At 63.0% G+C, this 15,134-nt stretch carries 12 protein-coding genes; 6 read left to right on the top strand and 6 right to left on the bottom strand.

All coding sequences use genetic code 11. From position 1 onward, the window contains the following. Positions 1–7 precede the first annotated feature (7 nt). Positions 8–628, bottom strand: coding sequence for a TetR/AcrR family transcriptional regulator C-terminal domain-containing protein (locus ACIU1A_RS08530; protein WP_404927079.1), 621 nt, complete (start codon positions 626–628; stop codon positions 8–10). A gap of 80 nt (positions 629–708) precedes the next feature. Between ACIU1A_RS08530 and ACIU1A_RS08525 the strand changes: the two genes are divergently transcribed. Continuing rightward, positions 709–1,899, top strand: coding sequence for a TCR/Tet family MFS transporter (locus ACIU1A_RS08525; RefSeq protein ID WP_404927078.1), 1,191 nt, complete (start codon positions 709–711; stop codon positions 1,897–1,899). 24 nt (positions 1,900–1,923) lie between these two features. Here the strand turns inward: ACIU1A_RS08525 and sthA are convergent, their stop codons facing one another. After that, on the bottom strand, positions 1,924–3,312 hold the full coding sequence (sthA, locus tag ACIU1A_RS08520; RefSeq protein WP_140494088.1) for a Si-specific NAD(P)(+) transhydrogenase: 1,389 nt from the start codon (positions 3,310–3,312) through the stop codon (positions 1,924–1,926). A 201-nt stretch (positions 3,313–3,513) separates the two neighbouring features. Between sthA and ACIU1A_RS08515 the strand changes: the two genes are divergently transcribed. The 3 genes from ACIU1A_RS08515 (at position 3,514) to ACIU1A_RS08505 (ending at position 5,910) form a co-directional block, all read left to right on the top strand. After that, positions 3,514–3,984, top strand: a complete 471-nt coding sequence (locus ACIU1A_RS08515) for an RDD family protein (RefSeq protein ID WP_140521755.1) — start codon at positions 3,514–3,516, stop codon at positions 3,982–3,984. A gap of 138 nt (positions 3,985–4,122) precedes the next feature. Beyond that, complete coding sequence (locus tag ACIU1A_RS08510; protein ID WP_140494092.1) at positions 4,123–4,887, top strand: arginyltransferase; 765 nt, start codon at positions 4,123–4,125, stop codon at positions 4,885–4,887. Positions 4,888–5,013: 126 nt separating this feature from the next. Next, positions 5,014–5,910, top strand: a complete 897-nt coding sequence (locus ACIU1A_RS08505; protein WP_140565175.1) for a DMT family transporter — start codon at positions 5,014–5,016, stop codon at positions 5,908–5,910. Here ACIU1A_RS08505 and ACIU1A_RS08500 read toward each other — a convergent pair. Then, on the bottom strand, positions 5,898–7,097 hold the full coding sequence (locus tag ACIU1A_RS08500) for an AI-2E family transporter (RefSeq protein WP_404927077.1): 1,200 nt from the start codon (positions 7,095–7,097) through the stop codon (positions 5,898–5,900). The genes ACIU1A_RS08505 and ACIU1A_RS08500 overlap by 13 nt on opposite strands. A gap of 241 nt (positions 7,098–7,338) precedes the next feature. Beyond that, entirely contained in the window at positions 7,339–9,591 is a 2,253-nt protein-coding gene (gene parC / locus ACIU1A_RS08495) for a DNA topoisomerase IV subunit A (RefSeq protein WP_404927076.1), read from the bottom strand. A gap of 312 nt (positions 9,592–9,903) precedes the next feature. On the opposite strand from parC, the gene ACIU1A_RS08490 reads away from it, so the two are divergent. Further along, positions 9,904–11,094: a hypothetical protein gene (locus tag ACIU1A_RS08490; RefSeq protein ID WP_404927075.1), complete on the top strand. Its 1,191-nt coding sequence runs from the start codon at positions 9,904–9,906 to the stop codon at positions 11,092–11,094. 123 nt (positions 11,095–11,217) lie between these two features. On the opposite strand, the gene aspS is transcribed toward ACIU1A_RS08490, so the two are convergent. Both aspS and ACIU1A_RS08480 read right to left on the bottom strand, forming a co-directional pair. After that, positions 11,218–13,008: an aspartate--tRNA ligase gene (gene aspS / locus ACIU1A_RS08485; RefSeq protein ID WP_404927887.1), complete on the bottom strand. Its 1,791-nt coding sequence runs from the start codon at positions 13,006–13,008 to the stop codon at positions 11,218–11,220. Positions 13,009–13,187: 179 nt separating this feature from the next. Further along, positions 13,188–14,054, bottom strand: coding sequence for a LysR family transcriptional regulator (locus ACIU1A_RS08480; RefSeq protein ID WP_404927074.1), 867 nt, complete (start codon positions 14,052–14,054; stop codon positions 13,188–13,190). On the opposite strand from ACIU1A_RS08480, the gene ACIU1A_RS08475 reads away from it, so the two are divergent. Beyond that, positions 14,054–15,058: a DMT family transporter gene (locus ACIU1A_RS08475; RefSeq protein WP_318012625.1), complete on the top strand. Its 1,005-nt coding sequence runs from the start codon at positions 14,054–14,056 to the stop codon at positions 15,056–15,058. The genes ACIU1A_RS08480 and ACIU1A_RS08475 overlap by 1 nt on opposite strands. Positions 15,059–15,134 lie beyond the last annotated feature (76 nt).

The raw sequence follows: 15,134 nt of genomic DNA, 5'->3' as shown, positions 1-15,134 counted from the left end.
GCCGCGCTCAGCCTCCTTCAGCGATGCCGGCCTGCGCCCCGGCAATCAGCAAGTCGAGGCCGCTTTCGAACAGCGCCTCGTGACCGCCCGCACGATAATCGGCCAGGGCCTGGCTGAGCAGCGGGTAACCGCTTGCCTTGGCATCGAGCGCTGCACCTCGACCCGGGCCGGCCGGATATTCTGCCTGTTCCTCGAGGACGCAGCCCACCGTGTAGCGCCCGACGATCATCAGCAACCGCATGGCCATGACGGAAGGCATGCCGGCCTCGCGCGGAAAAGTGAGCAACCGTTCGACATGTTCGAGATCGCCCGGATCGGCCTCGGTACCGGCATGGACGCGCGCACCGTCGCGATAGGCCATCAAGGCGCCGCGGAAGCTGCGGGCGTTGTTGCGTACGAATTCCTGCCAGCTCTCGCCCGGCAGCGGTACCTGATGTCCATGGCCGCGCCGCAGGATCTCCTCGTTCATTGCGTCGAGCAGGGCGCGCTTGTTCCTGAAATGCCAGTAGAGTGCCGGCTGCTGGACCTTGAGCCGCTGCGCCAGCAGCCGGGTCGAGAGCGCATCGATGCCGACGTCGTTCAACAGCTCGAGCGCCTGCGCCACGATCAGCGCCTTGTCCAGCTTCATATGCACCTCGCTTGCCCAGCCAATTTATCGGTGATAAACGCTACCTTATCACCGATAAACTTTAGGAAAGAAGCATCTCGATGAAAAGGGCCTATCTCGTCGTGCTGACGGCAATGGCGCTGGACGCGGCCGGCATCGGGCTGATCATGCCGGTGCTGCCGGGGCTGTTGCGCGAGGTTGGCCATGTCGAGGACATTGGCTGGATTTTCGGCGCGTTCCTCGCCGCCTATGCCGCAATGCAGGTGCTGTTTTCGCCCCTGCTCGGCGCGTTGTCCGACCGCTACGGCCGCCGGCCGGTGCTGCTTCTGTCGCTTGCCGGGTCGATGCTGGATTATCTGTTCATGACCTTCGCGCCGTCGCTGCCGCTGCTGTTCGTCGGCCGACTGATCGCCGGCCTAACGGGCGCCAGCATGGCGGTGGCCTCCGCCTATATGGTCGACATCAGCAGCGAAGAGCGGCGCGCCCGCGCCTTCGGCCATCTGAGCGCCGCTTTTGGCGTCGGGTTCATCGCCGGTCCGGTGCTCGGCGGCCTGCTCGGCGATGTCTGGCTGCGCGCGCCGTTCCTGGCGGCGACAGGGTTCACCGGCATCAATCTGGTGCTGGCCTTCCTTCTGCTGCCGGAGCCGGAGCGGGTCGGCGGCACAGGCGAGCCGCTGTCGTTCAACCCGCTGGCGCCGCTGCGTTGGGCCCTGACTTTTCCGGCCCTCCTGCCGCTGCTCGGCGCCTTTGCCGTGCTCGGCCTTGTCGGCGAAGTCGGCGGCACCGTCTGGGTTCTCTACGTGCAGGACAAATTCCGCTGGAGCCTTTTCACTGTGGGCATCTCGCTGGCATTGTTCGGCCTCTTCCATGCCGGAGCCCAGGGTTTCGTCGCCGGACCGATCGCCGAGCGCTGGGGCGAAAGGCGAGCGCTCATGGTCGCCATCCTTGCCGACAGCACGGCCTATGTGTCGATCGCGCTGGCCTGGCAAGGCTGGATGGCGTTCGCGCTGTTGCCGCTTTTCTGTCTCGGCGGCATCGGAGCCCCGGCGCTGCAATCGTTGCTGACGTCACGTGTCGCGGCAGATCACCAGGGGCGATTGCAAGGTGTGCTCACCAGCATGACGAGCCTGGTCTCGGTGCTCGGACCACTCGTCATCGCCATGCTCTATTTTCGCACTCGAATGGTCTTCCCAGGCATGGTGTGGGTCGCGGGCGCGACGCTCTATGTCCTCTGCCTGCCCCTGCTGCTCGCAACCGGATCGCCCACGGCCAAACGGGAGGCGGCGGAGTGAGGATAATAGTGGCCGGCGACAGGGTTATCCCTGCCCCATCCTGTTCCAGGCGTCCAGCCCGGCGATCTTATAGGCCTCGGCCAGCGTGGGATAGTTGAATGTATTGTTGACAAAGAAGTCGACCGTGCCACCCAGATTGATCACCGCCTGGCCGATGTGAATCAGTTCGGTGGCGCCCTCGCCGACGATATGCGCGCCGAGCAAGCGGCGTGTCTCGATCGAGAACAGAAGCTTCAGGAAGCCGGTGTTGACGCCCATGATGTGGCCCCGCGAGGTCTCGCGGAAACGGGCCACGCCAACCTCGTAGGCGGCGCCGCTCTCGCGCACCTGTTCCTCGGATTGGCCGACGGTGGAGATCTCGGGCACCGCGTAAATGCCATAAGGAAAGGTTTCCGGCGGCGGCGGCAATGTCACGCCGAAAGCATGGCACGCGGCTACCCGGCCCTGCTCCATCGAGGTGGAGGCCAGGCTCGGAAAGCCGATCACGTCGCCGGCGGCGTAAATGTTGGGCACGCTGGTCTGGAAGGTGTGCGGATCGACCTTGATGCGTCCCCTGGAGTCAGCCTCGATGCCGACCGCATCGAGGCCGAGGCTACCGACATTGCCGGTGCGGCCCGCGGCGTAGAGCACGATCTCGGAACGTATGGTGCGCCCGTCGGCCAGCGTGACCTCTGCATGGTCGGGCCTGGAGGCAATCTCCTTCACGGCGCTTCCCAGCCGGATGGTCATGCCGCGGTCGCGCATCTGGTGGATGAAGTCGTCGACGATCTCGCGGTCGACGAAATCGAGGATCGTGTTGCGCGGCTCGACCAGCGTCACCGGCACGTCGAGTGCCGAAAAGATCGTCGCGTATTCGACGCCGATGACCCCGGCGCCGATGACCGTCAGCGTGCGCGGCAAGCGGTCGAGCTCGAGCATTTCGTCACTGTCGAACACGCGGCTCTTGTCGAACGGCACGTCGCCCGGCCGGTGCGGCCTGGTGCCGACGGCGATCAGCGCATTGGCGAAGCCGACCTCGCTGTAGTCGCCATTGTCCGATGTCAGGCTGACCCTGTTGGGCCCGAGAAATTTCACCGCGGCGCGGGAGCTCTTGACCGTGTTGCGCATGAACTGGTGCTGCAGCACCTCGACCTCGTGGTCGAGCGTCTTGTGCAGGCGCTCGACCAAGTCTCCGACCGAGATGTCCTGCTTAACCCGATAGCCGCGCCCATAGAAGCCGCGCTCACGCCAGCCCGAGAGATTGAGCACGGTTTCGCGCAGCGTCTTCGACGGAATGGTGCCCGTGTGCACGGAAACGCCGCCCAGGCGCCGCCCCCTGTCGACGACCAGTACCGATTTGCCGAGTTTGGCCGATTGTACAGCGGCACGACGGCCGGAAGGGCCGCTGCCAATGACCAGCATGTCGTAATCCATCCTGCCCGTCCCTGCCCCTTGGCGCTTTTGGTGCGCCGCAACAAGCTAACGCCATGTCAGGCGCGAATTCAACCGGCCCGCCGGCCGCTTCCCCCGCCTTGCGCACCGGGAAAGGCTCGATCTTGATTCCGCCATCAGCCTTTACCATTTTCCCAGCAGGTGGGGCGCAGGCTAAGCAGGCCCCTGTTACGAGGAAATTACATGAACGCTCGCGTTCTCGACGGTGAAATCATCAATACCAGGCTCGACGACGTGAGGGCCTATGAAGGCGTACGCACGCGGCGTGTCCTGGCGGTCATGATCGACTATGTCATTGTCGCGCTGCTCATCATCCCTGTCGCCATATTAGTGTTCTTCCTCGGGCTTTTGACCCTCGGCCTTGGCTGGATGCTGTTCGGCGTCCTGGTCCCGGCCGTCGCGATTCTCTACATCTGGAACACGCTTGGCAGCGCCAACCAGGCGACCACGGGCATGAAGATGATGGGCATCCGGCTCGATCGGCTCGACGGCAGGCCGATCGACGGGCTCACGGCAGTGGTCCATTCGGTGCTGTTCTGGGCCGGCAACGTCATCCTGTCGCCGCTGGTGCTGCTGGTGACGCTGTTTTCCGATCGCAAGCGCACGCTGCACGACCTGCTGCTCGGCACGGTGGTCAGCCGCACCGGCCGCTGAGGCGCATTTTCGCAAGCATCGCCGCGGCGTCGGCACAAATGTGAAGGCGTCCGCATGGCCACGCCTTCACAATCCTGTTGAATTTTTCGCTTTCCGCGCCAAAGGTAGAGCGATTCGAAGGAGTGTTTCCGAGACTCGATGACGCAGCACCCGACCCAGTCGCCGCAGTTCTTCCTGACCGCGCCGTCGCCGTGCCCCTATCTCGACGGCCAGTTCGAGCGCAAGGTGTTCACGCATCTGGTCGGCGACAAGGCGTCAGAGATGAATGATCTCCTGACCCAAGGCGGGTTCCGCCGCTCCCAGAACATCGCCTACAGGCCGGCCTGCGAAACCTGCCGCGCCTGCGTCTCCGTGCGCATCCTGGCGCAGGAATTCGTCGCCAGCCGCAACATGAAGCGCGTGCTGCAGCACAATTCCGATCTCGTCGGCGCCATGCACAATGCCGAGCCCTCGACCGAACAATATTCGCTGTTCCGCAGCTATCTCGATGCCCGCCACCGCCGCGGCGGCATGTCGGACATGACGGTTCTGGACTACGCCATGATGGTCGAGGACACCCATGTCGACACCAAGGTCATCGAATATCGCCGGCGCGGGCCCGATACTTTCATCACCGGCAAGGGACAGGGCGAGCTGATCGCGGTGGCGCTCACCGACAAGATGGCCGACGGCCTGTCGATGGTGTATTCCTACTTCAATCCCGACTTCGAGGAGCGGTCTCTCGGCACGTTCATGATCCTCGATCACATCGCTCGCGCCAGGGCGATGGGGCTGCCCCATGTCTACCTGGGATACTGGGTCAACGGCTCGCGCAAGATGAATTATAAGATGCGCTTCATGCCGCAGGAGCATCTCGGCCCGAAGGGCTGGGAGCGCTACACCAACGAAGCGGTCTCACGCTGAGTTTTTCCAAGATCCACGTTTAACTGTTTCAACGCAGGGGATGCTGGTCTTTCAGCCGCTTGGCGGGAGAGTGCGTCATTGCGCCGATCGGCTGTCCCATCTGTATTTCATTACGAAAGTTTGCAAATGACGTCCCACAGCGACCACCAGAAGGGCCTTCTGATAACCGCCATTGGCGGCCTGACGCTGACCCTCGACATTCCGCTGATCCGCCTCGCCGATGGCGGCGCATGGACGATCCTGCTCTTGCGCGGGGCCGCCACCTTCATCGCCGCAATGATCATCTGGGCTGTCTGGCGGGCGCTCAGCCGAAACGCGCCTCAGCTCATTCCAGGCTGGTCGGGACTTGCGGCCGCGATATGCTACGGGCTGACCTCGATCACGTTCGTCACCGCCGTCTTCTACACCTCGACCGCCGACCTGGTGTTCATCCTGGCCTTCAACACGGTGTTCGCCGCGCTCTTGTCCTGGTTGTTTCTCCAGGAAAAGCCGCGGGCGGTGACGCTCGCGGCGATGCTGGTCATGATCCTCGGTGTGCTGGTAATCGTCGGCGGATCTGTCGGCACCGGACACCTGTTCGGCAATTTCATGGCGCTGTGTTCGGCCTTCTTCATTTCCGTGGCCATCACCATTTCGCGGGCCAGCGGCAAGGACATGGGCTTCACGGCGCTCGTCGGGGTGGTTCCGTCGCTCGTGCTGGCGGCCTTCATGGTGTCAGGTGAAGGCATCCATGTGAGCGCGCCCTGGTGGATCATCTTTAATGGCGCCGTGATCATGCCGATTTCGTTCTTCTGCCTGGCGGCCGGCCCCAAATACATCTCCGGACCGGAAGTGGCGATGTTCTACCTTCTGGAGACCGTGCTGGCACCGGTGTGGGTATGGCTGATCTTTTCCGAAACGCCGTCACGCAACAGCCTGATCGGCGGCGCGATCCTGATCGTCACATTGGTGGTCCATTCGGTGTGGCAGTTGCATGACGGACGCAGGCGCCGCGCCGCCCTTGCGGTGCGTCATCCGGCCTGAATCTTCTTCGCCTCGCCGTCGATCTCGATCAGCGACGGCGAGCCTTCCTGTTCAGGGGAAGCAGGCATCTCGTCCATCATTTCCACCTCGCGCAGCCATTCGCGCCAGATCGCCACCAGCAGTGCCATCAGCACCGGGCCGATGAACAGGCCGAGAAAGCCCATCGTCTTGACGCCGCCGATCAGGCCGAAAAAGGTCGGCAGGAAGGGCAGTTTTATCGGCCCGCCGACGAGCTTCGGTCGCAATGTCTTGTCGACGATGAACAGTTCGACCGTCCCCCAGATGAACAAAGCCAGGCCGGCCACCGGTGAGCCGCTGGCAGCGAGATAGATCGAAACCAGCGTGAAGGACAGCGGTGCCCCGCCGGGAATCAGCGCCATGACCCCGGTGAGCGCGCCAAGCGTCACGGGCGACGGCACGCCGGCCAGCCAGTAGGCGATGCCGAGCACCAATCCCTCGCCGATGGCGATGACGGTCATGCCGGTCACGGTCGAGGAAATGGTCGCCGGCACGACCCGCGAGATGCGCTCCCACCTCGTCGGCAGGATGCGCTCGCCCAGGCGATCGACCTGGCCCGCGAAATGCTCGCCGTCGCGATAGGCGAAGAACAGCGCGATCATCATGAACAAAAGCGTCAAAAGCAGGCCGAAGGCGCTGCCGCCAGCGGCAAGGACGCCGCGATAGATGCTGCCGATATTGGCGCCGCTGACCAGTTGGATCAGTTCGCCGATGCCGCCGGGATGGCCGAGATTGGTCGTCCATTGCTGGTTCAGCCATTCTCCTACGATAGGCAGCGTGGCGATCCAGTGCGGTGTCGGGGCGCCGTGCCGGTTGGTCTCGATCGCCCAGCCGACCCATTCGCGCACCTCGTTGATGGCGTAGGTGCCCGCGAGCGCGATCGGTATGACCAGGAAGGCAAGGATGAACAATATGGCGAAGGTGGCGGCGATGGTGCGGTTGCCGCCGACACCGGCCAAAAGCCGCCGGTAAAGCGGCCAGCTTGCGAAGGCGATGACCAGCGCGGCCAGCACCGGGAACAGGAAGCCGTGGAAGAAATAGACGCCGGCGGCAACGATCAGCACCAGCAGCCAGCGCGCCGCCGAGAGCGGTGGGATGACGGCGGCTCTGAGCGGCGTCGACAGACCGAACAGGCGCTGCCCCGGTTTCTGGATTTTCGTTTCCTTCAAACGCTCGTCTCTCCCCGGCCATCCCGCGGCTTATGCTCTGATATAGTGCAGCAATCGTGACGATAGTTCAAAAGGTGATGGTGAAGCTGCGGATCTCCCCCTCGAGGGGGAGATGGCCGGCAGGCCAGAGGGGGTAGCCGCGCGTAAGGCGCTAGCATTCTTTGTTCAAAGCAATGAGGTTGCGTCCAGTCGAACCGACCCCTCTGTCGCCTTCGGCGGCATCTCCCCCTCGAGGGGGAGATTACCCAAATTTCCCGGTCCTCGGGAAACCCTTCGGAACCATGCGGCCAGCCGACGCGCGGGCGCCGATCCATTCGGCCAATTCCTCGCGCGACCTTGTAAAGGTGCGGTCGGCCGAATCCTGCCAGGAAAGACCGGTCTCCAGCGTAAATGGCTTGAGATCAAGAAGCCCGCCATCCTTGTATTTCTGCAGCCGCACGCCCTTGCCGCGGCTCATTTCCGGAATGTCGGACAGCGGAAACACCAGCATCTTTCGGTTCTCGCCGACGATAGCCAGATGATCGCCGCCGACCGGCACGCAGCGCTTGGCTTCGTCGGGCGCCTTGACGTTCATCACCTGCTTGCCCTTGCGGGTGTTGGCGACGACCTCTTCCTCCGGCACGATGAAACCGTTGGCGTCATGCGAGACCAGCAGCAGCTTGCGCTTCGGATCGTGGACGAAGGCGGTGACGATGTCCTGGTCATTGTCCATGTCGACGATGATGCGGATCGGCTCGCCATGGCCGCGCCCGCCCGGCAGCCGATCGGCGCCGATGGTGTAAAATTTGCCGCCGGTGGTGAACACCAGGATCTTGTCGGTCGTCTGCGCATGGAAGGCGAGTTTCAGGCTGTCGCCTTCCTTGAACGCAAGCTGCGAATGATCGGTCAGATGACCCTTCATCGCACGCAGCCAGCCCTTTTCCGAAACCACCACGGTGACCGGCTCGCGCTCGATCATGGCATGTGCGATGTCGGTCAGGTCATGCTCGGGCGCATCGGCGAACTGGGTGCGGCGCTTACCGAGCTCGGTCTCGGGGCCGAATTTGTCCCGCAGGCTCGCAACCTCCCACTTGATCGTCCCCCATTGCTTGGCTTCGGACGCAAGCAGCGCCTCGATCTGCTTCTTTTCGGCAGTGAGGCCGTCGAATTCCTTGCGGATCTCAAATTCTTCCAGCTTGCGCAGGGCGCGCAGGCGCATGTTGAGAATGGCTTCGGCCTGGGTGTCGGTGAGCGACCAGCGGGCCATCATGACCTGCTTGGGCTCATCCTCCTCGCGGATGATCTTGATCACCTCGTCGATATTGAGATAGGCGATCAGGTAGCCGGCAAGGATCTCCAGCCGTCTTTCGATCTCGCCGAGGCGATGTTTCGAGCGGCGGATCAGCACGTCGCGGCGATGCTCGAGCCATTCCTGCAGCACGCCCTTCAGCGACAGGACATTGGGCACCTTGCCGCGCGACAGCACGTTCATGTTGAGCGGGAAACGGCTTTCAAGCTCGGTGAGCTTGAACAGCGATTCCATCAGGATGCCGGGATCGACGGAACGGCTCTTGGGCACCAGCACGACGCGGATGTCCTCGGCGCTCTCGTCTCTGATGTCCTCGAGCAGCGGCAATTTGCGCGCCATCAGGAGCTCGGCGATCTTTTCGATCAGCCGCGCCTTCTGCACGGCATAGGGGATTTCGGTGACGACGATGCTCCAGGTGCCCCTGCCCTGGTCTTCCTGACTCCATTTTGCCCGCACGCGAAAGCCGCCACGGCCGGTTTCATAGGCTTCGAGGATGGAGGCGCGGCTGTCGACGATGATGCCGCCGGTCGGGAAATCCGGGCCCTGGACGAAATCCATCAGCTTGGCCACCGGCGCGTCCCGATGCTCGATCAGGTGAAGGGCGGCGTCGCAAAGTTCCGCCGCGTTGTGCGGCGGGATCGATGTCGCCATGCCGACCGCGATGCCGGACGAGCCGTTGGCCAGCAGGTTGGGGAAGGCGCCCGGGAGCACCACCGGCTCCTCGTCCTCCTCATTGTAGGTCGGCCGGTAGTCGACAGCATCCTCGGTGATGCCCGCGAGCAGCTCGGTCGCCACATCGGTCATGCGCGCTTCGGTGTAGCGCATGGCGGCGGCGTTATCGCCGTCAATGTTGCCGAAATTGCCCTGGCCGTCGACCAAGGGGTAGCGCATCGAGAAATCCTGCGCCAGCCGCACCAGCGCATCGTAGATCGACTGGTCGCCATGCGGGTGGAACTTGCCCATCACCTCGCCGACGATACGAGCGCATTTGGCGAAGCCTTGGTCGGGGTTGAGGCGCAGCAGGCGCATGGCGTGCATGATGCGGCGATGGACCGGCTTCAGCCCGTCGCGGACATCGGGCAGCGCCCGGTGCATGATGGTCGACAGCGCATAGGCAAGATAGCGCTCCTCCAGCGCCTTCTTCAGGTCCACCGGTTCGATATGATCGCCGCCACCATTGTCAGGCGGCAAAAGCCTTTTTCCCATGGGCTGGAACTAGCCGAGCGGGTGATTCGCGGCAAGAGGGCAAGTCCTAAAGCGGGAGCATGGCCTGCCCTGCAACACGAGCCGCGAGGCAAGCCCGCCAGCCAACATCAATCTGTTACATGCCGTCTCTATTGCGAAGCGCGACGACGCTCGGCGGCCCGGTCTCCAGGGTGTTCGGATCGGGTTTGCCTTTCGCCGCGATTTTTGACCATTGTGGCGGGATGCGCCTTTTTCCCGTCCAGTTCGTCACTGAAGGGTGATGGCGCCAAAAATTGAAAAATAATTTTCAGGACACTCTCAGGGGCATTCGCGATGACAATCAAACGCTCGACTCTCAGGAAATTCCTCTTTTCGACCTTCTTGCTCACATTGCCGCTGAACGCGGCGCTCGCCCAGGACACCGCGGTCGCCGACCGGCTGAAGACGGCGCTTGCCGCGCAGGGCGTCGATATTTCCTGGACCGGCGTGACCGGCGACAACGCCAGCATGGTGTTGCAGGGCGTATCCATCAAACCGGGCGCGGAAAAAGAGGCCCTTGCGATCGGCGACGTCAAACTCGAAGGCGTGACCGAAGCCAATGGCGGCTATGATATCGCAACCGTGTCGACCTCGGCATTCGAACATAGCAAGGACGGCGTCACCCTCAATTTAAGCCCCCTCGTCATCCACGACATGATGGTTCCGGCCAGCGGCGCCAGCGGCCCGCTGGGCTCGCTGATGATGTACAAGTCCGCCGAACTCTCGAACATGAGGGTCAAGATCGCCGACAAGGCCGCTTTCTCGATGGACGGGCTTGCCATCGAAATCACGCCGCCGGCCGACGGCCAAGCGATGAAATTCACCGGCACCACCGAGAAGTTCAATGCCGACCTGACGCTGGTCGAGGATCCCACATCGAAGGAAGTCATCAACGCACTCGGCTACCAGAACATTGCGGGCAATTTCGAGATGGCCGGCACCTGGCAGCCCACGGACGGCAAGATGGAGCTGTCGAAATACAACATTTCGGTCGAGAATGCCGGCACGCTCGGCATGACCTTCGATCTCGGCGGCTACACGCTCGACTTCATCAAGTCGCTGCAGGAAATGCAGAAGAAGATGGCCGCGCAGCCCGAAGGGGCCGACAACTCGGCGCAAGGCATGGCCATGCTCGGCCTGTTGCAGCAGCTTTCCTTCAACAGCGCCTCGATCCGTTTCGACGACGATCTGCTGACGGGCAAGGTGCTGGACTATGTCGGCAAGCAGCAAGGCATGTCGGGCAAGGATATCGCCAACCAGGCCAAGGCGATCGTGCCGTTCGGCATGGCGCAGCTCAACAATCCGGAGCTGACGGCGCAGGTAACGGCGGCGGTCGGCAAATATCTCGACGATCCGAAGAGCCTCGAAATCTCGGCTAAGCCGCCGGCGTCGGTGCCGTTCGCACTGATCATGGCGGGCGCCATGTCCAATCCGACCGACCTGCCGAAGACGCTCGGCGTCACCGTCAAGGCCAACGAAGACTGATCGAAGCGACCTCGACTTGCTTCAAGATACGAAAAGCCCGGCAGCGATGCCGGGCTTTTGTCTGCGATTCTCAATCGAACGAGTCACTTCGGAGGCTTCTTTAAAGCGCCGTCCGAAGCGCCATCATGCCTCTTTCTTGATCGGTGCGACACGCAGCGACAAGTCGCGAAGCTGCTGCGGCGTGGCTTCCGACGGCGCATTCATCAACAGGTCGTAAGCCTGCTGGTTCATCGGGAACATGGTGATCTCGCGCAGGTTCTTGGCGCCCACCAGCAACATCACGACGCGGTCGATGCCGAATGCCGCTCCGCCGTGCGGCGGGGCGCCGTACTGAAACGCACGGTAAAGGCCGCCAAAGCGCTCCTCGACGGTCTGGCGATCCAGTCCGACCATCTCGAAGGCCCTGACCATGGTTTCGGGCAAATGGTTGCGGATGCCGCCCGAGGCAATCTCGAAGCCGTTGCACACGGCGTCGTACTGGAATGCCTTGATGCCGAGCGGCTCCTGGTTGTTGAGGGCGTCGATGCCGCCCTGCGGCATCGAAAACGGATTGTGGGCGAAATCGATCTTCTTCTCGTCCTCGTTCCACTCGAAGAACGGAAAGTCGACGATCCAGCACAGCTCGAAACGGTCGCGGTCGACAAGGTTCAGTTCCTCGCCGGCGCGGGTGCGCGCAGCGCCCGCGAAGGAGACGAATTTCTTGGGATCGCCGGCGACGAAGAAGGCGGCGTCGCCATCGGCAAGGCCCAGTTGAAGACGGATCGCCTCGGTGCGCTCCTCGCCGATGTTCTTGGCAAGCGGACCCGCGCCTTCGATTTTCTCGCCTTCCTTGCGCCAGAAGATGTAGCCCAATCCGGGCTGCCCCTCGCCTTGCGCCCAGCTGTTCATGCGGTCGCAGAAGGCACGGCTGCCGCCGGTCCTGGCCGGAATGGCCCAGACCTCGGCCTTGGGATCGTTGGCCAGGATGTTGGCGAAGACCTTGAAGCCGGAATCACGAAAATGGTCGGAGACCGCCTGCATCTCGATCGGGTTGCGCAGATCCGGCTTGTCGGTACCGTATTTGCGCATCGCAACATCATAGGGGATGCGCGGCCAGTCCTTCGTGACGGGCTTGCCGTTGGCAAAGGCCTCGAAGACCGATGTCATCACCGGCGCCATGGTGGAGAGCACGTCATCCTGCTCGACAAAGCTCATTTCGAGGTCGAGCTGGTAGAATTCGCCGGGCAGGCGGTCGGCGCGCGGATCCTCGTCGCGGAAGCAGGGGGCAATCTGGAAATAACGATCGAAACCCGAGACCATGATCAGCTGCTTGTATTGCTGCGGCGCCTGCGGCAGCGCATAGAAAGTGCCGGGGTGAATGCGTGACGGCACCAGGAAGTCGCGCGCGCCTTCGGGCGACGATGCGGTGAGGATCGGCGTCGAGAATTCGGTGAAGCCGACCTCGCCCATGCGCTTGCGCATCTCGGCGATGATCTTCGTGCGCGCCACGATGTTCCTGTGCAGCGTCTCGCGGCGCAGGTCGAGGAAGCGGTATTTCAGCCTGATGTCCTCGGGATAGTCCGGCTCGCCGAAGACCGGCAGCGGCAATTCCTTGGCCGCCGAAAGCACTTCGATCTCGCGCGCGAAAATCTCGATCTCGCCGGTCGGCAGGTTGGCATTGGTGGTTTCAGGCAGGCGCGCCTTGACCTCGCCGTCGACGCGGATCACCCATTCGCCGCGCACTGTTTCGGCGATCTTGAAGGCCGGCGAATCGGGATCGGCGACGATTTGGGTCAGGCCATAGTGGTCGCGCAGGTCGATGAATAGCAGGCCGCCATGGTCGCGCACGCGATGCACCCAGCCCGACAGGCGAACGGAAGCGCCGACGTCGCTCTTTCTCAACTGGGCACAGGTATGGCTGCGGTAACGGTGCATTGTCATGGGCAAAAGTCCGGGATGTTGGGTTGCCGGCCGAAGCATCGCGGCCCGGCCTGAAAAATTTGCGCGAAAAGCGCATGGGAGGCCCGGTTTGTCAAGGCGAGTGGGCGGAGGGCCAGGGCAACGAACCCGGGTTGACGGGTTCTTTCGGAGCATTCGCCGGCGCGCAGGTCGCCCTATGAACCAAGGCTTGACAGCCGCAGGCGATGCGCGAGGTGATCGACGACCAATGCGGCGCTTGCGGAAGACGTTGTGGCCCGATGAAGGCGGATCTCCGCCCCGGACAGCGGCGGCACATAAGGGCCAGGATGGACATCGCGCAGGCCGGGCGCGAGCATGCTGCCCTTGACCACGGTAACCGCAAGGCCCTGCTCGACGATCGCCTCCGTCGCGGCAAGGCTCGGGCTGACATAGGCCAGTCGCCACGGCCGGCCCGCTCTGTCGAGCGCGTCAATCGCCCATGCGCGAAACAAGCAATCGGGGTCCGACAACGCGACGGGCAGCGGATCGAGTTCTTCGACAGAGTGGGTCCTCGCCGCCGCCCATATCGCTCTTTCGCGGCATATCAGATCGCCCTCGGCCACACCTTCCGGATGCATGGCGATGACCGCGTCAAATGATGAGCCGAGCCGTTTCAGCAGCCGCGCCGTGAGGCCGATCTCCATTTCGACCTGCATGAGCGGAAATCGCACGGCGATATCGGCGAGGAGGCGTGGCAGGATCTTGGTGCCGTAGTCCTCCATGACGCCTATCCGGATGCGTCCCGCTACCCGTTGGTTGGAGACACGGGCAATCGCCTGCTCGTTAAGTGCAAGAATGCGGCGTGCGTCGATCAGAAACCCCTCGCCGGCGGCCGTAAGCTCGACATGGGCCGTCGATCGACGGAACAGCGAAATGTCGAGGCGCTCTTCAAGGCGCTTCACCTGCAAGCTGACGGTGGCTTGCGTTCGATTGAGCTGCTCGGCGGCTCGCGTGAAAGAGAGCCGCTCGGCAACGACGACGAAAGTCCGCAACAATTCCGGATCGAGACTCCGACTGCTCATTGCGCAAGCTTATCAAGCTCATTGCATTTATTCGATTCCTTTTACCCGGTTTGCCCGATACCGCTGGACTCCGAACTGGCAGAGGGGAAGCGATGGAAACTGGAGGCGTGCTCGCGGCGATTCTCTCCAGCGCCTTTGGCGGCACCGCTGTCGGTGCAACGCGCTATCTCGCGCGTTCGCTGGATCCGCTCACCATCGGCGCGATCCGGTTCGGGGGTGGTTTTCTAGTGCTCGCCGCCGTAGCGCTTCTGCGGCGGGACAAGTGGCCTGCGAAAAGCGATTGGCCGGGCGCCGCCGCATTGGGCCTGCTGTTCTTCGGCCTATTCCCGGTGCTCTTCAACGGAGCCCTTGTCTACACGACGGCGGCGCGAGGAGCTCTGGCGCTTTCGACGCTGCCTGTGCTCACAATGCTCGCAGGCGCGGTTCTGGGGATCGAACCGCCGACGACGCGCAAGATCGTCGGCGTCCTGGTCGCGATGGCCGGAGTGGCTGTCGCGCTTGGCAGCAGCCTGACGACAGCTCCCCAGGGCGCCTGGCGCGGAGACCTCCTGATGATCGCGGCGGCATTCTGCATGGCGCTCTACAATGTCTGGTCGCGACCCTTTCTCACCCGCTGCGCGCCGACATCATTCGCCGCGTTTGGCATGGCCGTCGGCACGGCCTGCCTGTTGGCGCTGTCGACTTTGACTGGAGGCCTGACGCGACTTGCCGCGCTTGAGGCGTCGCAATGGGTTGCCAGCGGATACCTGGCCGTAATTTGCGGCGCCCTGATCTTCTTCCTCTGGGCGTTCGCGCTTGAACGTGCGCCGCCAACGCTGGTTGCCGTTTCAGTTGCCGTGAACCCCGTGACGGCATCGATCTTCGGCGCCGTCTTTCTCGGTGAGCAAATCAATGCAAACCTAATTGTCGGGCTCATCGCTGTCCTCGCGGGAATAGCCATCGCGTCGGGAGCAGCCGGGCGGTTCGCCGTGGGACGTCGAGGAGGCAGGCGCCGACTTCCTTGAACGGAAAGGCGGACACATCCTGTTGGCGCGGGGAATTGCCGCTGGTATTGACAGAAGCGATGGTTCAAGAAGGGAT

The sequence above is a fragment of the Mesorhizobium maamorense genome, from assembly GCF_044998965.1.
In the GTDB taxonomy this organism is placed as follows: Bacteria; Pseudomonadota; Alphaproteobacteria; order Rhizobiales; family Rhizobiaceae; genus Mesorhizobium.
This window is presented reverse-complemented; position numbering and strand designations above follow the sequence as displayed.